The following is a 21,377-nucleotide window of genomic DNA, read 5'->3' as shown; positions in this document are numbered from 1 at the left end:
TTGCGCTTCCCCCATAACTGGCCTCCTTGGAGGTAACAAAATGTCGTTTCAGACAGTCAATTCATCCACCACCACAAAATACGGGCTTGGCTTAAGGGCACTGGTAGCAATGCAAAGCGCGGCCATGGTCACTCTTGGTCGGCTAGAACGTAATGACCGCGGTCAAAGTACAGCCGAATACGCGCTGGTAATTCTGGGTGCTGCCGGTGTTGCTTTATTGCTAGTGGCCTGGACATCAAAGACCAACAAGATCGGCAAGCTACTCGACACGGTGCTCGATTCAGTTCTGTCCCGCTTCAGCTGAGGGTCTAATGCCGAGCCAAGGCTGGTGGCGTCAAACACCAAAGGGTAAAAACCCCTGTAACGATCGAGGTCAGGCAGCGGTTGAGCTGGCCTTAGTCTTGCCAATTGTGTGCCTAATGTTTCTGGCGCTTATCCAGGTTGGGCTGGTGGTTCACTCTCAGCTCTTGGTTGTGCATGCAGCGCGTGAAGGTGCTCGTGCCGCAGCTGTCGATGCTCGCTCGGGTGCCGCGGAAGTCGCGGTGTGGGGTGGCACACCCCTTGAGGTCGAGCGCACCAAAGTCGACTCTGTCATCCAAGGTGATCGAGTGGTGGTAAAGGTGCGCTACCAATTCGCTGCCGATTTACCAATAATTGGTGCTTTGGTCAAAGACCGTGAGTTAAGTGCTTCGGCCACCATGCAAATCGAGCACAATCGCCCGTAACAGTGCAATCGCCCCGCCTTTTTCCAGCGGGGCGTTGCCATTGCCACACTTGGGCGATTGCACACACGAAGGACAACCATCGACGCAAGAACAGTTTTCCAACAGCTCCAAAGTGGCGGGCAAGTGTTGGTGCGCAATCTCATAGCCCAACTCTGAAACTCCAGCGCCACCGGCATAACCATCATAAATAACAATGGTGGGGGCCATGGTGTCTCCATGTAGCGGGGTCGACAGCCCTCCCACATCAGAACGATCACACACGGTGAATAGCGGCAGCAAAGAGATGGCGGCGTGTTCCAACGCGTGCAATGTTCCCGGAACTGCGCCAGCATCAAGGCCACATTCGCTCAGCAGAGCCGTTGGGATTTCATACCAAAACCCTCGGGTCTCAAGCACCGATTCGGGCAATTCAAGAGGCTCATGAGACAGCTGCAAATGGCTGGCTGTGTCTTTGCGGGTGTAGCCAACTACCTGTGAACGAACTCTCACATCGCCTAAAGAAAGCTTTACTTGGCCCAAACATTGGCTCTGGTCAACTTTAACTATGGCCACATCACTAACCGAACGAGGTTGCGTGTAGGTGTCACCAATGTCCGCTCTTACCGTGGCTAGACGATTCTCTAAATCAAGTTCAATCACCCGGTAGGTTTGGCCCTGGTGTATGTAAATGGCACCATCATGCACCGAACGTGGGGCCGCCGATTCTTCGACTGTGCCTACCAATGTCCCTTCTTCGGAAACGATGCGTATCTCAGCGTTAGACGTTGAACGCATGGAAATATCTCGGGCCGGGAAATGGCGGCCACTCCAGCGAGCCTGGGGCGTACCGAGAGCATGTTCGTCAGTGGGTGTTCGTTGAACCCGTAGGTTTCCCGCCATGGTTAACTGGTGCACGCTGGCTTCAAGCGTGTCACCCCAAAAATATTCGTCTTCCCAGCGCAGCGGATGTTCAAAAGCCGCGGCGCCGATGTGGGAATTAGCAATGGTGAGATTGCCAGGGTTAATAACAACCCGCTCGGCTGGCCGTTCGAAGAGCTCGGATGGATGACTAGTGAACCACCGATCAAGTTGATCATTGCCAGCAACAATTATCGCCAGCGAGCTTTGAGCGTGGCGTCCAGCCCGACCGATTTGTTGGCGAAGAGAAGCCACGGTGCCGGGAAATCCATCCACCACACAGGCATCTAGTCCGGCAATGTCGACACCTAGCTCAAGGGCTGAGGTTGCTACTACCCCACGTAAAGACCCCTCTTCCAGCCGAGCCTCAATCTCACGTCTTTCGCTCGGCAAATAGCCGCCTCGATAGGTGCCCACCAGTTCCTGCAGGTCGGCGTTTAGCAGTCGTCGCGTTTGTTGAGCCAGTACTTCGGTGCCCACCCGACTACGACTAAAAGCAACAGTTTTGAGTCCGGCCGACACCAACTCGGCCACCAAAGAAGCAGTGTTATAAAACCCCGGGCTCCTGATGGTTCCGTTCGGTTCCGCCCCCGACGTATCCAACAATACTGTGGTGCGTTCACCGCGGGGTGAACCGTCATCCTCCACGGTGAGAACCGGTAATCCGCACAGGGCTTCGGCGTGTTCACTCACCCCAGCCAGAGTGGCCGAGGTGAAAATAAAAGTGGGGTTGCCACCATAGAGTTCACAGATTCGCCGCAAGCGTCGCAATAAGTGTGCGGTGTGGGTGCCGAAAGTTCCCCGCAGCACATGCAGCTCGTCTATCACCACAAACCGCAAGCGTTTGAAGAAGGTGGCCCAGCGTTTGTGGTACGGCAAAATACCCCGATTTAACATGTCGGGGTTGGTTAAGACGACGTTGGCGTGGCGTTGAACCCAGCGCCGTTCAACCATGGTTGAATCGCCATCGTAGGTAGCTGCTACCAATGACGGTACTTCTAAGGTGCGCAGTGCCCGCAGCTGATCGTGGCTAAGTGCTTTGGTGGGAAACAAGGCCAGAGCTGTCGCCGGTAGACCATCCCCTGCAATTTCCCAAGCAATTGGCAGCTGATAACAAAGCGACTTTCCCGAGGCGGTTCCGGTGGCGATGGCCACGTTCGCTCCACCCGCAATGGCTTCGATTGCTTCCACTTGGTGCGACCACAGGCCACTTTCGGGCACCAGGTGAGCAATTTGGCTGGGTAATGGTGATTTCAGGGTCGCTAGGCGGCTGGGTCTGGCCGCTTCAAGATGAGTGTAAATAGTGTTTCCAGAGCTAGACAGCCGCGGCAGCCATGAATCTAAAAAGCTCTCAACTGAAACACTCATTCGACTATTAAGCTTAGAGCCGAGCTTCGGCTTTAGTCGGGCACAATCAACTAGCTGGGCCGCGGTAAGGTACCATACGAACCACCTGCCCACACGCCCGCCAACTCCAGATACAGCGCCTTTATGAGCAGAAGTGTCGAACTCGAGATTCCAGCGAAACCAGAATTTCTGTCTTTAGCGCGGCTGGTGATAACCGGGGCGGCCACAATTGAACCCACTTTTTCTGATGAGCGGATCGAAGATCTTCGAATCGCAGTTTCGGAAGCGTGCACCAACGCCATTGAAGCCCACCGAATTTCGGGTGTGAACGAACGGGTGGTTATTAAAAGTGACTTGGGTGAAGATCGCATCGAAGTGGAGATAATCGACCAAGGCAGTGGCTTCGACCTGGGAGAAACCGACCCGGCCCCCGACGCTACATCACCGAATCGACTTAGTTATGAGCGAGGTTTGGGCATTCCTCTTATGAGGGTCCTGGTTGATGAAACCGAGTTCACGGTGTCGCCTAGTGGGACCACAGTACGGCTTGTGGTTAGCCGACCGGTGAACGCTGTTTCTGGGCCCGAATAGCGCCCGATGTTGACAGGCGGGCCCATTTAGTTCTTACCTAGCGTTGTGAGCAAGCCTCTAGTTATTGTCGAATCTCCCGCTAAAGCACGCACCATTGCTGGCTATTTGGGTGACGATTATGTCGTCGACTCTTCGGTCGGCCATATTCGTGACCTTCCGAAGAACGCCGACGAGGTGCCTAGCGCCCACAAGGGTGAAAGCTGGGCGCGCCTCGGTATCGACGTCGACAATGATTTTAAGCCGCTATATATTGTTCCTCCCGGCAAGAAAGACGTTGTCAAACGGCTGAAAGCAAAGCTCAAAGACGCCACCGAACTCTATTTAGCAACAGATGAGGACCGCGAAGGCGAAGCTATTGCTTGGCACCTATTAGAGGTGCTCAACCCTAAAGTCGCGGTGAAGCGGATGGTGTTCAACGAGATCACCCCCGATGCCATTAAGCGTGCCATTGAAGCCCCTCGAGAACTCGACACCAAACTGGTGGACGCTCAAGAAGGTCGTCGACTGCTCGACCGTTTATACGGTTATGAAGTGTCGCCGGTGTTGTGGAAGAAAGTAATGCCCTCGCTCTCGGCGGGCCGGGTGCAAAGTGTGGCCACCAGAATCGTGGTGGAACGTGAACGGGAGCGCATGGCCTTCGTGGCGGCTTCCTATTGGAACCTAAAAGGCACGTTCAGTCCTCTTCCTGATGCCATCGACGACAAATTAAGCTTCGAAGCAACCCTGGTGAACCTCAATGGTCGCCGCGTAGCCACAGGCCGCGATTTCTCGTCATTAGGTGAAGCCACGGCCGAAGTAGTGGTGATAAGCGAGGACGAAGCAAACCGACTCGTTGAAGGTCTGAACGAAGCCGCATTTTCGGTGCTGGGAGTAGAAAGTCGACCCTATCGTCGACGTCCGGCAGCGCCCTTTATGACCTCAACCTTGCAACAAGAAGCCGGTCGTAAGCTTCGCATGTCCTCAGCGCAAGCGATGCGTGCCGCCCAAACCCTCTACGAACAGGGTTACATCACCTACATGCGAACCGATAGCACCACGCTGTCTCAAACGGCGGTCTCGGCGGCGCGAGCCGAGGTGACTAAGCGCTATGGCAAGGAGTTTCTACCCGACGCCCCACGGGTATACGCCAGCAAAGTAAAGAATGCTCAAGAAGCACACGAGGCTATTCGGCCCGCGGGTGATTCTTTCCGCGACCCGAACGAAGTGGCGCGCTTAGTTGGCCCGGCCGAGGGTCGAATCTATGAAATGATTTGGAACCGGACCATTGCTTCGCAGATGACCGACGCTGTTGGTCAAACAGTGGTGGTTCGTCTGGGCGCGGCCACCAACGACGGCCAAGAAACCGAATTTTCGGCTAGCGGTACCGTAATCACCCACGAAGGATTCCGTCGGATTTACATTGAAGATACCGACGAGGAAAGCGACGACGCCCAAGAAAAGCGTTTACCGGCTTTGGCGGAAGGCGATTCGCTTCGTAATTCCGAACTGCATGCCGATGGCCACGAGACCAAGCCACCTGCTCGTTACAGCGAAGCGTCGCTGATCAAACGATTAGAAGAGCTTGGAGTCGGTCGGCCTTCCACCTACGCCACCATCATGGGCACCATCACCGACCGTGGCTATGTATGGAAGAAGGGTTCAGCTCTGGTACCGTCTTTCACAGCGTTTTCTGTGGTTAACCTGTTGGAACAGCATTTCCCGAACTTGGTTGATTACGCATTCACGGCTCGGATGGAGAGCGAACTCGACGATATAGCGGCGGGCTCCATGGATGCTGCGCCCTGGTTGGGTCGTTTCTACTTCGGGGTGGAAGAAAACAGTACGGCGGGCCTACGAGAGATGGTGTCTGATCGTCTAGCTGAAATCGATGCTCGCGAAATCAACAGTATTCCCCTAGGCGCCGACTCTAACGGTGAAACTGTGGTCGTTCGGGTGGGCCGATATGGTCCTTACCTGCAACGGGGTGAAGACACCGCAGGTATTCCCGATGAAGTAGCGCCAGATGAATTAACCATGGAGCGCGCTGAAGAGATGTTGGCGGCGCCCTCAGGTGATCGTGAGCTCGGTGTCGACCCAGAAACCGGTTTGATGGTGGTTGCCAAAGCAGGTCGATTTGGGCCTTATGTGCAGCTGGGTGAAATTGAAGAGGGTAAGAAGACCAAACCCAAAACAGCGTCTTTGTTTAAAGACATGCGTCTTGACACGGTCACTTTGGAAGACGCCCTTGCGTTGTTGAGCTTGCCCCGGGTGGTGGGCGAAGACCCTGCCGATGGAGTGGCGATCACGGTACAAAATGGCCGTTACGGGCCTTACCTGAAGAAGGGTAGCGATAGCCGCAGCCTGGAAAGCGAAGGTCAGCTCTTAACCATCACCCTGGAAGAATGTTTGGCCATTTTGGCGGAACCAAAACGTCGACGCGGTCAGTCGGCCGCCGGACCGCTGCGTGAGCTTGGCACCGACCCGGTGAGTGGAAAACCCATGGTGGTTAAAGACGGACGCTTTGGCCCTTATGTGACTGATGGTGAAACCAACGCCTCTCTTCGCAAAGGCGACACGGTAGAAGATTTGACCGATGAGCGGGCGATCGAACTGCTACAAATTCGCCGTGAAGCTGGACCGGCTAAGAAGAAGCCGGCCGCAAAGAAGAAGCCTGCTGCCAAGAAGACGACTACCAAGAAGGCGACTGCTAAGAAACCAGCCGCTAAGAAGACGTCATCGAAGGCCCCTAAAGAGTGATCTTCACTTAAAATGTCAAACGCCAAAGGTGTTTTTATTGCCTTTGAAGGCGGTGAAGCGGCTGGAAAGTCAACGCAAGCCGCACTCTTGGCCACGCGACTTGAGGCCGTGTTGACTCGCGAGCCGGGCGGTACTGGCTTAGGGGAGTCGATCCGCGCAATATTGTTGGACCCAGCCCAAGTTCAAATGTCTGATCGCGCTGAGGCATTGCTTTTTGCGGCGGCGCGGGCCCAGTTAATTTCAGAGGTAATTAAACCGGCTTTGGCGTTGGGCCGTCACGTGGTGACCGACCGATTTGCCGGTTCATCATTTGCTTACCAAGCCTTTGGACGTGGCTTGGAACTAGCCCAAGTACGAGCTCTTTCAGCGTTCGCAGTAGATGAGATTTGGCCCGACCTTAATGTGTTGATAGAAGTTCCACCCGAGGTTTCACGGGCTCGTATGGGCCAACCCGACCGTCTAGAGGCGGCTGGCACTCAGTTCCATGAACGCGTCGCAGAGGGTTTTGCTCAGCTGGCTTCGGCTGAACCCGAGCGCTGGTTGCGGGTTTCTGGTTTAGGTTCACCACAAGACGTGGCAGCTAGAGTTTGGCAGGGTGTGAGCGAAAGGCTAAGCCTCTAGTGGTATCGCAAGGCCCACCAAGTGCCGTCGAAACGATTGGATCACCAGCCAGTGCCTCGGCAGGTTTTCATACCTTGGCCGATGAGTTGTGGCACAACGTGATAGGTCAGAGCGAGGCCGTGGCGATGTTGCGAGGTGCCGCCGCGGAACCGGTGCACGCCTATTTGTTTACGGGTCCAAGCGGTAGCGGGCGTCTCCAAGCAGCACAAGCTTTCGCCGCCACTCTTTTCGCCGGAGCTGCTTTGGATGAAGAGAAAGCTCGCCGTCACGTACAGTTGGTCAGCCGCCAAGCTCACCCCGATTTCACGGTGGTGGAACGCAAAGGTGCCTCGATACCGGTTGGAAACGCCGATCATCCAGAAGAAGGCTCGGCTCGTTGGGTTTCGCAACGGGCGGCCCTGGCCAGCGTGGAAGCCGCCTACAGCGTGTATGTCTTGATGGACTTTCATCTGGTGGGCGATGCGGCCCCAGTTCTGTTGAAAACCATTGAAGAACCACCGCCACATGTGGTTTTTATCGTTCTGGCTGATGAAGTGACACCCGAGTTAGTGACAATTGCTTCTCGATGCGTGACGGTACCGTTTCGTCGGGTACCAGCCGAGATCATTGCTGACCAATTACAGGTCGAAGGCGTTGATGCCAGCCGTGCCCAGACCGCGGCCGAGTCGTCGCTGGGTGACCTTCGCCGTGCACGCTTGTTGGTCAGCGATCCTCGAATCGGTGTACGCCTAGAAGCCTGGTCAGCTATTCCAGAGCGTTTGGATGGTACCGGCTCTACGGCGGCTGAAATAGCCGCCGAGATTCGGGCTCAATTGGATGACGCCACCGCACCGCTGGTCGAAGCACATGAGGCTGAGACCAAAGAGCTAGCAGAAACCGAGTCGGCCTATGGACGAAGCGCTACTGGCAAGAAAGATTTAGAGGCTCGTCAACGCCGAGAGTTACGTCGTCTCCGCAGCGACGAGCTCCGTTTGTTTCTGGCTACCTTGTCGCAGCAGTACCGCCTACAACTTGAGAACCCAACCCGAGCACAAGGAGCCATTGAGGCTTTGGTGGCAATACGTGAAGCTGGCGAAGCCCTGATTCGAAATCCCAATGAGGCTTTGCTGTTACAGGCCTTGTTGTGGCGCTTACCGAATTTCCACGGTTTCGTTTAGTTCCACCTGGCTGAAGGTATCGGGCCGAACGAGCACGTTAACGTCCCATTTACCCGCTACCCCCAAGTCGCTCACCCGGGCTGAGAAATGGCCGAACCCTAGATTTGAGAGTGTTGGGGTGATGTTGCCGATGCCTAAGTCGGGGGAGGAGTAGGTGATAGTGGCGTCTTCCACCGGCACCGCCTTGCCTTCTAGATCGGTGACATAAAGATGAAGGTCGTTGGTGCCCGGTTTGCCAGGGTCGATAACCATTTGAATGTTTAGATCGTCAATGGTCTCTACGATCGTCACTGGTCCGCTGTCTATTACAACCTGGCTGGGTGGTCCATTGTGCAAGATTGAGATGCTAAGGGCCACCACCAAAACCAGAACCGTGCTTTCCAAAATGGTGGGTGCCAAAATTTGTGACTTATGGAGCGACTGCCAAAACGGGAGTACATTCCAACGGTTCCACGCACCAATAACCACGGCCACAAATACGAGTGCAACCTTGGCCACCATCAGCAGGCCCCAGGTTCGAGCAATGTTTGATATGCCACCTGAAAGTGCCAGAGTTCCAACTGCCCCTGAAACGAAAACCACCGCGACGAGACCGGCTGCTTGGCGTGAAAATCGGGCGAAAGCCACTCGGGCCGACTCATTGGTTTGTCGAATGCTTAGGGCTAAGGCCGGAATGGCACCTAACCAGCAGGCAGCAAAAACTAAGTGGATTGTGACTGCTACATAGGCAATTCCGCCCTTAGAGAAGGCGTGGCCCGAACGAATAGACACCCCGACTCCGACTAGAGCCACGGCCAATGCAACTAAACCTAGAACCCCGTTCTTGGGGTTGATGGGCTCGGGCGCTTCTTGCCTATTGCGGCTTCCTTCGATGTCGTTGGTGTTGTGGAGGTCGCCCTCGCTTTCGCCGGGTATTGGAGTGTCGTTAGCCAACGGCGAAGTTGTGGCGGTCTGCAATGTGGGGGCCTTGCTCGGCGTGGCATTTTCGAAAGAACGACTTGCTCCTAGCGCTATTAGCAAGGTGGCTAAACCCGCTGCTGCGCCACGGAAAAGATAGACCGGTGATGCTGGACCATTGAACAGGTCGATGTTGGGCGCGACCTGGGGCCCGTTAAAACCGGCCGCCAAGATTGAAGTGAAAGCGGCTATTACCCCGACTATCAAGGCCAATATGGTGAGGTTGCGGAGGGAATTGGTGCCGATAACCGCCAACATAAATATGGTGCCCGCAAGTACAACGATGCTTAGCGACGAGAGGAACTGACTGGCTGCCCAGCCATAGCGAGCGCTGGCATCGGGTGTTAAACCAGCTTTTGCTTGGTCGATCAGGCCTTGAGGCACAGCGTTTGGCCCAACACCCACTCGGAAGGTGTAGGCACCTGAAATAGGGTGGCCATCGGCGGAAACTACGTGCCAAGAAACGGCGTACCAGCCCGACAGGTCGCCTTTTAGTTGCGCCGTAACGGTGGCACCGTTGGCAGCAGCTGGTTCGTTGACCGCTTTGCCGTCTTGGCCGACCACCACAATGGCAGTGTCGTCGGCCAAGACAGTTTCATTAAAGGTGATTGAAACCTCATTGGGCACCGCACTTAGGAGGGCTCCACCGGCAGGGACGGTATCTATTAACACCGCATGTGCCGAGGCCGGAGATGCTGCTGCCCCTAAGACCACAGACAGCAAGAGGCATAAAGCTCCAGCGCGTTTGAGCATCCGAAATACCGGTTTTGTATGTGCCATTCACCTAATCCGAGGTAGCTTCAAACCTCGAAACTAGCGTTTCTTTGCAACGAGCGAGTAGCCGCCTAGCCCCAAGCCTGCCAGGCCAGCAACTAGTGCCACAATGGCCAAAGTGTTATTGCTGCTGTCGCTGCTTTCGGTTGCGCTGGCGGTTCCTTGTGCACTGGGCGCAGCCGCCGTGTCTTGATCATCGCTAGCAGCAGAGTCGCCTTGGCTATCTCCGTGAGCATCACCCGCCGAGGCAGTAATGGCAATGGCTGGCGCTGGCAGGTCGGAAGCCGGGTCGGTGTTAATCCAGGCTTCTTCGGAGCCATCCACACAGCGTTGTACCACGGGAATCAACACCCGATCCGCAGTTTCGGCGGGCATTTTGGCACTAATTCCAAAAGTTAGATACTCATCGGCGGCCAAAGGTGATGAGGTGGTGCTCCAACGAAGGGTGTCGGTGTACTCGGTGACCGTTGATCCGTGCAGTTCATAGGGCTCATCGAGCTCAGCCATGGTCCGCGTAACTTCCCAGCCTGGTACCGCTTGAGGCGTGACTGATTGGAAGGTTTCCGGCAGCTTGACTTCGATCTCGTTGGTCGCTTCGCCCCCGCAACCATGCGGTACGGTGAGGGTTAGCACGGTATAGCCTTCCGCAGCGGCGGAATCGGGTGAAACAGTAACGTGGGCATTGGCTGGTGCCACACCTAACAACAGCGCTGCTCCTAAGGCGCCGCTGGCTACCGCAGCACGCAAAATTGGTTTAAAACTGCGCATGAGCATGAACCTCTTCCCGGGGGTCAGTGGTGGTAGGGATTTGAAAAATGGGAATGATTCCCATCTGTTTGAAAAGTGTATGTTCGGGAGGGTTTGAAGTACAATCTTGGGCCGTGCCCGGGTAGCTCAGTCGGCAGAGCATCTCACTCGTAATGAGAAGGTCAGGAGTTCGATTCTCCTCTCGGGCTCTAACTATGCGGTCGTCGATTGCGTAGCTTTCGCAGTTTCGTGCTGCTAGAGGGCCTTCGGCGCAACAGGAGAGAACGGCTCTTAGAGCGGCCCTCTCCGGGTAGACAGTGGACGTAAGTCCCGCCGACCATTTTAGAGCCATTCTAACATTCACGTTGACTATACCTCTGAACGTGAGTCTGTTGGTCGCGTCGATTGGATGTCTGGCGGTAGCCCTAATTCTCACGTTCTGACCTTTTGACGTGGTGACTCAATATTGCCCATATGTGATGTTTGAGTACTATGGGGGCGCATATCTAATGTAAAGGGGCGGGGGAACATATACGTATCTTAACTGATACGAATGTTCTGATCAGCAGTGAGCCAACCCGTTCTCGCGAAGTTGAAATTATGACCAGGTCAAGCCTTGCACTGGCTCGTCAAGCCTCAGGCCGTCATCAGTTACTTGTTCACCCCTCAGTATCGGATGAGATCGCTAATGACTCGGATGATGAGCGGCGAGAGCTCCGCAAGATGCTCCGTAAACGTTACGCGACGCTCGACCGACCCCCACCGATACAAGACCTGATCATCGAAACACTGGGGTCACCGCCAGAGGGCAGCCACGATTGGTTTGACCATGAGCTTCTCGCGTGCGTCGTCGGTGATGCTGTACATTGGCTAGTGACCCAGGACAGTGCTATTCACCGAAAAGCTCGTCGGCTGGGTGTCGAAGACAGGGTTCACTTCATTGAGGATGCTGTTGCAACTCTGCAGCGAATCGATTCGGAAACCGCGGGGTTTGTTCCGAGTGTCGATCAGCGTCCGCTTCATGCACTCGACCTTGGCGACCCCTTCTTTGATTCCCTGAAATCTGATTACCGAGACTTTGAGGCCTGGTATAGGAATATCTCCCGCGAGGGACGGGAAGCCTTCGTCATAGATGGTCCAGACAAAAAGATCGCAGGGCTTTGTATCTTTAAGGGGCTTGATGCCGAAATTGGGATAGGACAAAGACCGGCAAAGGTCTCGACGTTTAAGGTGGCCGAGGAATTTAAGGGAAGCCGGTACGGAGAGTTACTCCTAAAAATTCTATTTGTGTCAACAGCTCGAAAGTTTGACGTCCTTTGGCTCACAGTCTTTCCAAAGCAAGAAGAGCTGATAGCTCTACTTGAGTTGTTTGGGTTTCAGCATCACGATGACTACGAAGGTGAGCGACGTTACATCAAGTTTGTTGGAAGTCGCACCGTCTATTCGTCCGAGGAAGTAGATGCCATGGTCCGTCATGGTCCGGTCCTGGTGTTCCTCTTCAGACAGGACCGTTTTGTCGATCCGCCTATCCCTCTGGCCGAGCTGATCGCAGCTAAGCTGATTAACAGTGCCCCACAGACGACTATCGGCATCAACCCGGAAGGACTGCAATGGCTAACCGAGCGCCTGGACGTGTAGCCTTACTTTCAATCCACCCTCGTCACGCCGAAGCGATCTTGAAGGGCAAGAAGCTCGTCGAACTCCGCCGGCGAACTCTTGCAAGCGACGTGACGCACGTTCTGATTTATGCCACTACTCCGATAAAGGCCGTTGTCGGCTGGTTTCAAATCGAAGGTATTGAGGCGAACAGTAAAACAAAGCTCTGGGATAGCCACGGAGCCGTCACGGGAATTAGCCGTAAGGAGTTTCAAGATTATTTTGCAGGGGCAGCAACAGCATTCGCCATCAAGGTGGGTGACGTGCGTCGACTTGATCCAGCAATTTCACTCGACGAGATTCCTGGCGTGCGGCGGGCCCCGCAGAGTTTTCAATATCTCGACGCAGATGTAATCAGTTGGGTCTTCGCTTCCGATGACAGTGAACTTCTACCGGTTTCGCCCTGATCAACAACACCGTGGACCCCACCGACCTATTATTCGAGTCACCACTGGCTCGTTTACATATGGTGAAGCTGCTGAAAACAAGACTACGCAGCCAAACTCGACGCTCTAATTGTCGGTTGTAGAACGGGCACCGAAGAGCCAATTCGCTAGGCTGGCCACGTGGCAGACCAAGCAACCTTCGCGGCGCAAGCTATGGAGTACATGGGGGCGCTATATAGCGCTGCCTTGCGGATGACTCGCAACCCCTCTGACGCCGAAGATTTGGTGCAAGAAACCTATCTGAAGGCCTACCGGGGTTTTGGTGGTTTCGAAGAGGGCACCAACCTACGTGCTTGGCTCTACCGCATTCTTACCAACACCTACATCAATATTTATCGCGCTCGTTCGAATCGGCCCGATGAACAAACCCTTGATGAAGGTGAAGACTACATGCTGTATCAGCTCATCGGCGGGCTTGAAGCCGCCCGGCACGGTCGAAGCGCCGAAGATGAGCTCATGGACCTCGTCACGGAATCGGAAGTTCGTGAGGCACTTGAGGCGTTGCCCGAGAATTTTCGTATCCCGGTCCTGCTCGCCGATGTCGAAGGTTTTTCGTACAAAGAGATCGCTGAAATGCTTGATATTCCCACTGGCACGGTGATGAGTCGCCTGCACCGGGGAAGAAAAGGGCTGCAGAAGCGGTTGTACGATTTTGCATTGGCCCGAGGACTTACCGAAGCCCCGACCGAAGAATCCGCGGCTGATGCTTCCACAACTGGTGACGATGCCAGCTGTTCTTCAGGAGTACCACGATGACCGAGACCAACTGCACCGACTCGATTGCTCATCTTTATACGTTTCTAGACGGTGAACTAACGCCCGAAAAGCGAGTTGCTATCACCGAACATCTCGACGACTGTGGGCCATGCCTAGACCGGTTTGATTTTGAGGCTGACCTGCGCCGAGTGGTGGCGAAATGCTGTCATCAAGAGGTCCCTGAAGCGCTTCGCGACCGAATCGCGCGCTCTATTGGAATCGAGCCCGTCGATAATCAGTGAGGCTCTTTCGGCCCTGCAATATGAGTTCGACTCGTCTTTGCCCATACACTTAGAACTATGAGTCTCGCAGTCGTGTGGCATTACTGGATCGGTGTGGCCATCTTTATTCCAGCAATCCTTTTGGTCATCGCGACCATTGCTGGTTACCTCACCAAGGTAAGTCGCCCCCGTTACCCAAAATAATTCAGTGAGTAATCTGGTCGACTGGGCGCTGGCTGCCAAAGTTGCCAACAAGGTAGCTGGCAACGACCCTTTCGCGCGTTCGTACCACTATCAGTCCTTGCCCTCTGATTTCAGCGAGTTCACGGCTCAAGCGGAAGAGCTGGTGGCGCAGACTACGGGCCTTCGTGCGCTAAGCGGCGAAGCGCGGGCACAAGTGGTAGATCGACCCGACTGGGTGAATGCCAACATTCGCTCGTTCCAGCGGCTATTGCGGCCCCTAACTGACAAGCTTGACCCTGGTTTGGCAAGTGGTCCACTGGCCCCGATAGCTAAACGCTTCACTGCTTTAGAAGTAGGTTTTCTACTTGGCTGGATGTCGACGCGGGTCTTAGGGCAGTACGACCTATTGGTGGTGGAAGACGAGGATCCCGAAGATCAAGACATGGTCTACTACGTCGGTCCCAACGTGTTGGCGCTAGAAAAGAAATGCGCTTTTCCGCCTCGCGAGTTTCGTCTATGGATTGCATTACACGAGGTGACGCATCGGGCCCAGTTCACCGGGGTGGAGTGGATGCGGCCTCATTTCCTCTCGCTGGTGCGCCAGGTTATTGATTCGGTAGAGCCTGATCCCAAAAGGTTCATCGAAGCTCTAAAGCGCGTGGTCGACGACCTACAGAACCGGAAGAACCCGTTGGCAGAAGGTGGTCTACCTCACCTGATCGCTAGCAAGCAGCAACGTAATGTTCTAGATGAAATTGCTGGGCTGATGAGCCTGTTAGAAGGCCATGGCGACGTGACAATGGACCGAGCAGGCACCTCGCTAATACCAAGCGCCGGGCGCTTTGGCGCCGTGTTGCACGCCCGTCGATCACGAGGTGGTGCCGGAGCTTGGATGCAGCGGTTAATTGGCCTTGAAGCCAAGATGAATCAGTATCAACAAGGCGAAGCGTTCATCGAAGCAGTCGAAGCGAGTGGCGGCCACAATCTGTTCAATCGGGTTTGGCAAACTTCAGCCAACCTACCCACCATCGGCGAAATACGCGAGCCCCATCTATGGATCGACCGGGTTTCCCCCAGCGGGTTATTGCCCCAGAGCATCTCGGTTTAGTTCAGCAGCTATTACCAAACTGCACCTTCCCGCCTACCGGAACGGAAGTGAACCTGGCGGTCTCGGGCGGTGCCGACTCGATGACACTGTTGGTGCTGGCCGTGGCGGCAGGCTGTAGTGCTCACGCCTACCATGTTGACCACGCTTTGCGGAAGGGTTCGCACTTAGAAGCCCAGATGGTGGCTACGGTGGCTGAACGCTTCGGCGCGCAATTTAGTGCGTTACGAGTAGATGTTCCTGAGGGCCCAAACTTGGAAGCCCGGGCTCGCATGGCACGCTACGCGGTGCTTCCCGAAGATGTACTGACGGGCCATACCGCTGATGACCAAGCCGAAACAATGCTGTTGAACCTGATGCGTGGTGCTGGCGTTGATGGATTGGCCGGAATTGCGCCTGAGCGTCGGCCAATCTTGGCTTTGCGCCGCTACCAGACCGAACAGCTATGTGAAACTCTCGGTATTGAGGTGGTAAATGACCCTACTAACGCCACCGGGCTATTTCGGCGGAATCGAGTTCGACACGAGGTTTTGCCGTTGCTAAATGACATCGCCGAACGTGACGTGGTACCGATCATGGCTCGCCAAAGCGCGCTTTTGCGTGAGGTGAGTGAATATCTGGCCCAAGCCGCCAGTGAGATTGACCCAACCGATGCTAAAGCCCTATCGGCAGCGCCGAAAGCTTTGGCTCGAATCGCTGTTAGGCGTTGGGTCATTGCCACCGCTCATTTGGCTCACCCGCCTTCCCAGGCAACGGTCGAACGCATTTTGTCGGTGGCGAACGGCGAGGTGAAGGGCACCGAAATAGTGGGGGGATGGCGAGTGGTTCGGCATCGTCAACGTCTTCACCTAGTCGGGCCCCAAGGCTAAAGGCTAGGGTGGGCTACCGTGTCAGCTGACTTTGGGCCAGAAATTGGCGAAACTCTTGTCTCCGCCGAACGTTTAGCCGCGCGAATCTCTGAACTGGGGGCAGAAATTACGGCTGCTTACCCCAACGAGGCACCATTGCTAGTTGGAGTCCTAAAGGGCGCTTTTGTGTTCATGGGCGACTTGGCCCGAGCCATTAAACTACCGGTCGACTTCGACTTCATGGCGGTGTCTTCCTACGGCAGTTCCACGCGTTCCAGTGGCGTGGTCCGCATCGTTAAAGATCTCGACCAAGACCTCACTGGTCGTCATGTGATTTTGGTGGAAGACATTATCGACAGCGGGTTGACACTTGGCTACCTTCGCAAGAACCTAATGGCGCGTAACCCCGCCAGCTTGGAAGTCTGTTCGCTGTTGGTGCGAGAAACCGCCGATATTCAAGCTCTCGACCTACGTTTCGTCGGTTTTAAGGTTTCTGATGAGTTCGTAATCGGCTACGGCCTTGATGTTGACGAGCGTTTCCGAAACCTTCCCTACATTGCAACCTATTTGGGCCCTGACCAGGGCGAAGCTACCGGCGCAATCTCATAGGTGTTTACTAGGTGATCGAAGCGGAAAAACCTATGACACGCATACTTTTCTTCGATCTTGACGGTTGTCTGGTCGATTCAACGCTGCCTATCCGCGAGTCGCTGAACGCCACCTTTGTGCCCCTTGGTTTACCCGAGGTCACCGACGCTGAGCTGCCGCGGTATATCGGGCCCCCGATTCGGGTCAGTTTTACCGCTCTAGCGCGTGAATACGGACGTGACCAAGAAACCATCGAGGAGATGATCGAGCAGTATCGGTCTTTCTACAGCGTTATTTCAGTGGAGCAAGCCATTTCTTACCCGGGAATGCGCGAAACGCTTGAGGCCTTAGCGGAGGTGGAGCGCTTAGTAATCTGTACCTCAAAAACCCAAGCTTTAGTGCCACCCATTTTAGAAGCACTGGGTTACAACGTGTTTTTCGAAGCGGTGTTTGGTCCGTTGCAAGACGATGAAGAAGGCAAGGTTGAAACCTTGGCGCGAGCGGTGCAGCAGGTAGAACCGTTTAGCCGCCACGGCTCGGCCATGATTGGCGACCGCTACCACGATATGAAGGCCGCCCACGCCCATAGTTTGACTGGCGTTGGTGTGGAATGGGGTTTTGGTGACGAAGCCGAGCTAAGCGGTGCCGGTGCTCATCACATTGTGGCGAAACCGGAAGAGCTTCTGGATATTTTTGGGGTTACGAACCCCAAATCATGAGCAGCCCCAACCCGCTTAACCCCGGCTTTAATGGCCGAACCAACCCGGTGGCCTTTAAGCCTGCCCCGCAGCCACCACTGGTTATGGGCGTTGTGAATGTGACCCCCGATTCGTTCTCGGACGGTGGCCAGTTTCTAGATGTGAACGCGGCGATCGCGCATGGGCGCGATCTGATCGATGAAGGTGCTCAAATTATCGACGTGGGTGCTGAATCTACCCGTCCGGGGGCTTCTCCAATTGATGAGGCCACCGAACTGGCCCGAGCTATCCCGGTGGTGGCGGCGTTGGCACCTCATATCCGGGTTTCTATTGACACCGTTAAACCAACGGTTGCCGAAGCGGCCGTGGCCGCCGGCGCCACCTTGATTAACGACGTTTCAGCATCGCTGGCGCCCGTAGCCGCCCGACTGGGGGTCGGCTGGGTAGCCATGCACAGCCGTGGCACACCAGCCACCATGCAGAGCCTGGTCGATTACGAAGACGTGGTTGGTGAAGTCTGTGAATTTTTGCGGTTGAAAGCTGAAGAAGCTGAGCGTTTAGGCGTTGAGGAAATTTGGGTGGACCCAGGTATCGGTTTTGCCAAGACCGGTTTACAAAACGTGAAGCTATTGGCCAACCTTGATGCCTTATGCAGCCTTGGCTGGCCAGTTCTGGTTGGTACCAGCCGAAAACGCTTCTTGGGTCAGCTGTTAGCGGAATCAGACGCGGCCGGTGCGGCCAGAGCCCGCGCCGCTCGCCCTGAAAGCACCAAAACTGCGGGTGTGTCTGGCAATTTAGACGATAGGGTTTCTTCGGTCGGTAATGATGATTTACCGGTTGATTTGGTGAACGTTGCTGAAAGGCTAGAAGGCTCGATCGCCACCGTAACCTGGGCTCTGGCATCTGGAGCTTCAATGGTACGAGTGCACGATGTAAGCGCTAGCGTTGAGGCGGTGTCAGTAGTTGCAGGGTCTATCAACGAGCACTAACTCGAAGAGAAAAACCTGAGAGTGACGGAGTAGGTTTGAGTTATGGCTGCTAAAGGCAAGTGGGCACAAGGAATCGCCCCGCGTCATTTTTCGTGGATCATCAAAAACAAGTTGGCGGTGGCGGAACGCCCTGGTGGTTACGGAACTGACCACCGCAAGGTACGTCGCCAGGAAGAAATTATTTGGCTACGTGAGCAGGGCTTCACCAAGGTAGTGTCGCTCATACCTGGGTCACATAACCTGCACAACTACGAAGAGCTGGGCTTGCACTGGGCGCACTGCCCCATGCACAACACCGATGATCCGGCCAAAATCATGAGGGCGCTGTACCCGCAGCTTCACAATTTTCTTTCCGGTGCTGGCAAAGTTTTGGTGCACTCAGAAGACCTGGGTGACAAGGTTTGTGGCATCGTGGCCGGATATTTGCTGTGGTGCGGGCTGCTACCCGATGGCCCTTCGACCATCACGGCAGTCGAGCAACTGGTGTCGCGCAAACTTGGCCCCTATGGGCGAGAAATTGTGTCTTCCGCCGATGGCCTCGAAATCCCGGCACCGCAGCCTCAGTAGCTGCGCTAACCATTCGTGAGCGCTTCCGACCAAATAATACTTAGTGGCCTTCGGGCTGTGGGTTTTTGTGGGGCCTTGCCAGAAGAGCAAGAGCGTCCTCAACCATTCGAGGTCGATTTGGTGGTCGAAGCCGATCTACCGGCCGCCGGTGCCAGTGATCGTTTGGAAGACACCATCGACTACGGCACTTTGGGTGAAGCCGTAGTGGGAATCATTACCCGCCACCGTTTTGTGCTGATTGAACGAATGGCTGAAGTAATTACCGAGAGGGTCCTTGAAGACCAAAGGGTTAGCACGGTCACGGTGACGGTGAAGAAGCTTCGTCCCCCGGTGCCCTTTGCTCTCGAGACTTCATCGGTGCGCATTACACGAACACGAAGTTAGTTATACCCACACGCCAGCTAGCCTCGAAAAATGCTGGTTAAGCAGCTTCTTTAGCTGAGACAACAACAAATGTTGGGGGATTGGTGCGAGCATTTTTGGGTCTAGGTTCCAACTTAGGTGATCGTCAGGCTTATCTACGCCAGGCTGTTCAATCCATCGACGAGCTGACGGCGGTATCGAGGGTTTATGAAACAGAACCGGTTGGTGGCCCTGAAAACCAAGGGGCCTATCTCAATTTGGTGGTTCAGTTAGAGACGAACTGGTCGCCTCGTGAACTCCTTGGCCTGTGTGGCTTGCTAGAAGAAGCGGCGCAGCGGGTGCGCAAGGAGCGCTTTGGTCCTCGCACCTTAGACGTGGATGTGCTTTGGATTGATGGGGTTGAGGTAAACGAGATCGATTTAGTGGTACCGCATCCGCGTATGTTGCTGCGGAGGTTTGTTCAGGTGCCGCTCTTAGAGTTAGCCCCAGACTTGGCAGATCTTGCTTGGGATGTTGATCCTGACGACGAGGTGGTGCCACACGGAGACTTGTTCAACCATGCCTCACCAGAACCAGAACCAGAACCAGAACCCGGTAACTCGCAATAGCCAAGCCAAGGGTAATTCTGGTCGCGAACCCCACATAGGGCAGCCCCAGCCATTGCCCTATGAAGGACCCTTGAACATGGTCACCATGTTCAAATATTTTTCCCGACGCGCCATCGGTGGAGTTGAACAGGTCGACTTGGAGAACAGTACCTACCGGCGCAGCGTTCGAGTTGATGGCCAAATGGGCATCATTGAGATTCAAGCGTTGTCTGATGGTCGCCTGGAGTGGAGCAGTAGTTTCAACCAAAGCCAACCGAGCGAAGCTATTGAGGCGCGGGTTCGGGCCATCTTTGGCTTAGACCAACCGATAGTAGAGGCCCATCAGCTGCTCGGTAGCGATCAATTTTTGGCACCGATCGTAGCTGTGCATTCAGGTTTGAGGGTGGCCGGAACCTGGGATCCCTTCGAGACCGGAGTCCGCACGATTATGGGTCAACAAGTCAGTGTGGCGGGGGCCAGCACCATTGCAGCGCGTTTTGTAGAACGACTTGGTACTCGGATGGACAGAGTCGGCGATTGCGTCGACACGCTGGGGGCCGACTGTCCGCAATATCTGTTTCCCACGCCAGCCACCGTTGCCGAAGCGAACTTAGATGCCATCGGTATGCCCCAGGCACGCGTCAACGCCATCCGAGGCTTTGCCAACGCCGTGGCGGAAGGCCAAGTTGTGCTCGACAAAGCGGTGCCGCTTGATGAGCTAATCAGCTCAATTTGTGCCATCAAGGGTTTGGGCCCGTGGACAGCGCACTACATTGCCATGCGCCTTGGTCATCACGATGCTTTCCCGGCTGCTGATCTCGGCTTACGAAAGGCCTTGGCCACTACCGGGGATGACGGCGTGTCGAATGTGCCAAACACGCGCCAGCTCGAAGCGCGTTCCGAAGCTTGGCGCCCGTGGCGTTCATTGGCGGCCATGTTGCTTTGGCATCACAATTCACAGCCTTAACTAACTACCGTTTTAGCTCTATCCTTCCTCGTTATTGGGTCGGTTGAGATACGGCGCGATTAACCTCAACATATGTGGCATTGCCAAGGCCAAAGTGGAGGTTAACGTGCCAAACGTGCGCATCATCGGTCCGGGACGTGCGGGTCGAGCGCTAGCAATTGCACTGGTGGCAGCAGGCTGGGAGCTTGAAGATTTTGTGGGCCGTGACGACGAGCTGACCCATATGGCGATTGGCCCTGACCTGTTAGTAATCGCTACCCCCGATGACGCTATCGCCAATGTCGCTAACGCTATTTTGCCTGCTCCGGGAACGGTAGTGGCACATCTGGCCGGATCTTTAGGTCTTGACGTTTTAGGTGCTCATGCCCACAAAGCTGTCTTGCATCCTCTAGTCACTATTCCCAACGCCGAGGTCGGTGCCCAACGTCTTTTGGGTGCTTGGTACTCAATAGCTGCCAACACCCCCGGAGCAACTCGCCTGATAGAAGAGGTGGTGCAAACGTTGCATGGCCAACCTATTCCGGTGGCTGATGAAAACCGTGCGGTGTATCACGCCGCCGCAGCGGTTGCTTCAAACCACCTGGTGGCGCTATTGGCCCAGGTTGAACGGCTGGGAGAACAGGCTGGAGTGCCCCTTGAGGCCTATCTTGAATTGGTGCGAATGAGCGTAGACAACGTGGAACAAATTGGTCCGAAAGCTGCCTTAACCGGTCCCGCGGCCCGGGGTGATATGGCAACTATTGCCCGCCATCTAGCAGCCATGCCAGAAGCTGAACGGCCCTTGTATCTAGCTTTATCGGAAGCCGCCCAAAAGCTGGCTGGACACGCAACACCCGGTCTTGAGGCCTGAT

The 21,377-nt window shown here is 55.2% G+C and carries 24 protein-coding genes and 1 tRNA gene; 22 read left to right on the top strand and 3 right to left on the bottom strand.

Annotated elements, in window-relative coordinates:
• Window positions 1-40: 40 nt before the first annotated feature.
• Both WC184_04990 and WC184_04985 read left to right on the top strand, forming a co-directional pair.
• On the top strand, window positions 41-304 hold the full coding sequence (locus WC184_04990; GenBank protein ID MFA7477234.1) for a DUF4244 domain-containing protein: 264 nt from the start codon (window positions 41-43) through the stop codon (window positions 302-304).
• Between the two features lie 7 nt (window positions 305-311).
• Window positions 312-725 carry a TadE/TadG family type IV pilus assembly protein gene (locus WC184_04985; GenBank protein MFA7477233.1) on the top strand — a complete coding sequence of 138 codons (414 nt, stop codon included), beginning with the start codon at window positions 312-314 and terminating at the stop codon, window positions 723-725.
• Here WC184_04985 and WC184_04980 read toward each other — a convergent pair.
• Complete coding sequence (locus WC184_04980; protein MFA7477232.1) at window positions 681-2,990, bottom strand: DEAD/DEAH box helicase; 2,310 nt, start codon at window positions 2,988-2,990, stop codon at window positions 681-683. The genes WC184_04985 and WC184_04980 overlap by 45 nt on opposite strands.
• A gap of 123 nt (window positions 2,991-3,113) precedes the next feature.
• Here WC184_04980 and WC184_04975 point away from each other — a divergent pair, with 123 nt between their 5' ends.
• Genes WC184_04975 through WC184_04960 form a run of 4 tightly spaced genes read left to right on the top strand, consistent with a single transcriptional unit; the run spans window position 3,114 to window position 8,074 of the window.
• On the top strand, window positions 3,114-3,560 hold the full coding sequence (locus tag WC184_04975; protein MFA7477231.1) for an ATP-binding protein: 447 nt from the start codon (window positions 3,114-3,116) through the stop codon (window positions 3,558-3,560).
• Window positions 3,561-3,605: 45 nt separating this feature from the next.
• Window positions 3,606-6,296, top strand: coding sequence for a type I DNA topoisomerase (gene topA, locus WC184_04970; GenBank protein ID MFA7477230.1), 2,691 nt, complete (start codon window positions 3,606-3,608; stop codon window positions 6,294-6,296).
• Window positions 6,297-6,308: 12 nt separating this feature from the next.
• A complete protein-coding gene (gene tmk, locus WC184_04965; GenBank protein ID MFA7477229.1) occupies window positions 6,309-6,917 on the top strand; it encodes a dTMP kinase in 609 nt (202 codons plus the stop codon).
• On the top strand, window positions 6,917-8,074 hold the full coding sequence (locus tag WC184_04960; GenBank protein MFA7477228.1) for a hypothetical protein: 1,158 nt from the start codon (window positions 6,917-6,919) through the stop codon (window positions 8,072-8,074). Before tmk ends, WC184_04960 begins: the two co-directional genes overlap by 1 nt.
• On the opposite strand, the gene WC184_04955 is transcribed toward WC184_04960, so the two are convergent.
• The gene (locus WC184_04955) at window positions 8,048-9,811 is read right to left on the bottom strand and encodes a copper resistance protein CopC (GenBank protein ID MFA7477227.1); all 1,764 of its coding nucleotides are present in this window, start codon (window positions 9,809-9,811) and stop codon (window positions 8,048-8,050) included. The two genes, WC184_04960 and WC184_04955, sit on opposite strands and share 27 nt — an antisense overlap.
• A 33-nt stretch (window positions 9,812-9,844) precedes the next feature.
• Window positions 9,845-10,573: a YcnI family protein gene (locus WC184_04950; GenBank protein MFA7477226.1), complete on the bottom strand. Its 729-nt coding sequence runs from the start codon at window positions 10,571-10,573 to the stop codon at window positions 9,845-9,847.
• A 115-nt stretch (window positions 10,574-10,688) separates the two neighbouring features.
• On the opposite strand from WC184_04950, the gene WC184_04945 reads away from it, so the two are divergent.
• The 16 genes from WC184_04945 to WC184_04870 all read left to right on the top strand — a co-directional run bounded on the left by WC184_04945 (window position 10,689) and on the right by WC184_04870 (window position 21,376).
• Window positions 10,689-10,761, top strand: a tRNA-Thr gene (locus tag WC184_04945).
• Window positions 10,762-11,152: 391 nt separating this feature from the next.
• The gene (locus tag WC184_04940; GenBank protein MFA7477225.1) at window positions 11,153-12,190 is read left to right on the top strand and encodes a GNAT family N-acetyltransferase; all 1,038 of its coding nucleotides are present in this window, start codon (window positions 11,153-11,155) and stop codon (window positions 12,188-12,190) included.
• Window positions 12,163-12,615 (top strand): ASCH domain protein, encoded by a 453-nt coding sequence (locus tag WC184_04935; GenBank protein ID MFA7477224.1) that lies wholly within the window; start codon window positions 12,163-12,165, stop codon window positions 12,613-12,615. The genes WC184_04940 and WC184_04935 overlap by 28 nt, the downstream gene beginning before the upstream one ends.
• 159 nt (window positions 12,616-12,774) lie before the next feature.
• Entirely contained in the window at window positions 12,775-13,410 is a 636-nt protein-coding gene (locus WC184_04930) for a sigma-70 family RNA polymerase sigma factor (protein ID MFA7477223.1), read from the top strand.
• Window positions 13,407-13,652, top strand: a complete 246-nt coding sequence (gene rsrA / locus WC184_04925) for a mycothiol system anti-sigma-R factor (protein MFA7477222.1) — start codon at window positions 13,407-13,409, stop codon at window positions 13,650-13,652. Before WC184_04930 ends, rsrA begins: the two co-directional genes overlap by 4 nt.
• Before the next feature lie 57 nt (window positions 13,653-13,709).
• Window positions 13,710-13,835, top strand: coding sequence for a hypothetical protein (locus WC184_04920; GenBank protein ID MFA7477221.1), 126 nt, complete (start codon window positions 13,710-13,712; stop codon window positions 13,833-13,835).
• Window positions 13,836-13,839: 4 nt separating this feature from the next.
• Window positions 13,840-14,922, top strand: a complete 1,083-nt coding sequence (locus WC184_04915) for a zinc-dependent metalloprotease (GenBank protein MFA7477220.1) — start codon at window positions 13,840-13,842, stop codon at window positions 14,920-14,922.
• Entirely contained in the window at window positions 14,868-15,788 is a 921-nt protein-coding gene (gene tilS, locus WC184_04910) for a tRNA lysidine(34) synthetase TilS (protein ID MFA7477219.1), read from the top strand. The genes WC184_04915 and tilS overlap by 55 nt, the downstream gene beginning before the upstream one ends.
• Before the next feature lie 18 nt (window positions 15,789-15,806).
• Window positions 15,807-16,376: a hypoxanthine phosphoribosyltransferase gene (hpt, locus tag WC184_04905; protein MFA7477218.1), complete on the top strand. Its 570-nt coding sequence runs from the start codon at window positions 15,807-15,809 to the stop codon at window positions 16,374-16,376.
• Window positions 16,377-16,408: 32 nt separating this feature from the next.
• Window positions 16,409-17,074, top strand: coding sequence for an HAD hydrolase-like protein (locus WC184_04900; protein MFA7477217.1), 666 nt, complete (start codon window positions 16,409-16,411; stop codon window positions 17,072-17,074).
• Window positions 17,071-18,042: a dihydropteroate synthase gene (gene folP, locus WC184_04895; protein MFA7477216.1), complete on the top strand. Its 972-nt coding sequence runs from the start codon at window positions 17,071-17,073 to the stop codon at window positions 18,040-18,042. Before WC184_04900 ends, folP begins: the two co-directional genes overlap by 4 nt.
• A gap of 42 nt (window positions 18,043-18,084) precedes the next feature.
• The gene (locus WC184_04890) at window positions 18,085-18,609 is read left to right on the top strand and encodes a hypothetical protein (GenBank protein ID MFA7477215.1); all 525 of its coding nucleotides are present in this window, start codon (window positions 18,085-18,087) and stop codon (window positions 18,607-18,609) included.
• Window positions 18,610-18,624: 15 nt separating this feature from the next.
• On the top strand, window positions 18,625-18,993 hold the full coding sequence (folB, locus tag WC184_04885; protein ID MFA7477214.1) for a dihydroneopterin aldolase: 369 nt from the start codon (window positions 18,625-18,627) through the stop codon (window positions 18,991-18,993).
• An 83-nt stretch (window positions 18,994-19,076) separates the two neighbouring features.
• Window positions 19,077-19,580, top strand: coding sequence for a 2-amino-4-hydroxy-6-hydroxymethyldihydropteridine diphosphokinase (folK, locus tag WC184_04880; GenBank protein MFA7477213.1), 504 nt, complete (start codon window positions 19,077-19,079; stop codon window positions 19,578-19,580).
• The gene (locus WC184_04875; GenBank protein ID MFA7477212.1) at window positions 19,483-20,526 is read left to right on the top strand and encodes a DNA-3-methyladenine glycosylase; all 1,044 of its coding nucleotides are present in this window, start codon (window positions 19,483-19,485) and stop codon (window positions 20,524-20,526) included. The genes folK and WC184_04875 overlap by 98 nt, the downstream gene beginning before the upstream one ends.
• Window positions 20,527-20,632: 106 nt before the next feature.
• On the top strand, window positions 20,633-21,376 hold the full coding sequence (locus WC184_04870; protein ID MFA7477211.1) for a DUF2520 domain-containing protein: 744 nt from the start codon (window positions 20,633-20,635) through the stop codon (window positions 21,374-21,376).
• The last annotated feature ends 1 nt before the right edge of the window (window position 21,377 follow it).

It is taken from the genome of Acidimicrobiia bacterium (genome assembly GCA_041676705.1).
GTDB lineage: Bacteria > Actinomycetota > Acidimicrobiia > Acidimicrobiales > SKKL01 > Actinomarinicola.
The sequence above is the reverse complement of the archived record's forward strand: the minus strand, read 5'-3'. Positions and strand labels throughout refer to the sequence as shown.

Bases quoted from the DNA above. Each gene is read 5' to 3' on its own strand.
- WC184_04950 (MFA7477226.1), bottom strand. From the start codon at position 10,573: ATGCGCAGTTTTAAACCAATTTTGCGTGCTGCGGTAGCCAGCGGCGCC.
- WC184_04890 (MFA7477215.1), top strand. From the start codon at position 18,085: ATGGCTGCTAAAGGCAAGTGGGCACAAGGAATCGCCCCGCGTCATTTT.
- WC184_04875 (MFA7477212.1), top strand. From the start codon at position 19,483: ATGTTGATCCTGACGACGAGGTGGTGCCACACGGAGACTTGTTCAACC.
- WC184_04955 (MFA7477227.1), bottom strand. From the start codon at position 9,811: ATGGCACATACAAAACCGGTATTTCGGATGCTCAAACGCGCTGGAGCT.
- WC184_04975 (MFA7477231.1), top strand. From the start codon at position 3,114: ATGAGCAGAAGTGTCGAACTCGAGATTCCAGCGAAACCAGAATTTCTG.
- tilS (MFA7477219.1), top strand. From the start codon at position 14,868: ATGGATCGACCGGGTTTCCCCCAGCGGGTTATTGCCCCAGAGCATCTC.
- rsrA (MFA7477222.1), top strand. From the start codon at position 13,407: ATGACCGAGACCAACTGCACCGACTCGATTGCTCATCTTTATACGTTT.
- WC184_04920 (MFA7477221.1), top strand. From the start codon at position 13,710: ATGAGTCTCGCAGTCGTGTGGCATTACTGGATCGGTGTGGCCATCTTT.
- WC184_04980 (MFA7477232.1), bottom strand. From the start codon at position 2,990: ATGAGTGTTTCAGTTGAGAGCTTTTTAGATTCATGGCTGCCGCGGCTG.
- WC184_04990 (MFA7477234.1), top strand. From the start codon at position 41: ATGTCGTTTCAGACAGTCAATTCATCCACCACCACAAAATACGGGCTT.
- WC184_04935 (MFA7477224.1), top strand. From the start codon at position 12,163: ATGGCTAACCGAGCGCCTGGACGTGTAGCCTTACTTTCAATCCACCCT.
- WC184_04940 (MFA7477225.1), top strand. From the start codon at position 11,153: ATGACCAGGTCAAGCCTTGCACTGGCTCGTCAAGCCTCAGGCCGTCAT.
- folP (MFA7477216.1), top strand. From the start codon at position 17,071: ATGAGCAGCCCCAACCCGCTTAACCCCGGCTTTAATGGCCGAACCAAC.
- WC184_04900 (MFA7477217.1), top strand. From the start codon at position 16,409: ATGACACGCATACTTTTCTTCGATCTTGACGGTTGTCTGGTCGATTCA.
- WC184_04985 (MFA7477233.1), top strand. From the start codon at position 312: ATGCCGAGCCAAGGCTGGTGGCGTCAAACACCAAAGGGTAAAAACCCC.
- tmk (MFA7477229.1), top strand. From the start codon at position 6,309: ATGTCAAACGCCAAAGGTGTTTTTATTGCCTTTGAAGGCGGTGAAGCG.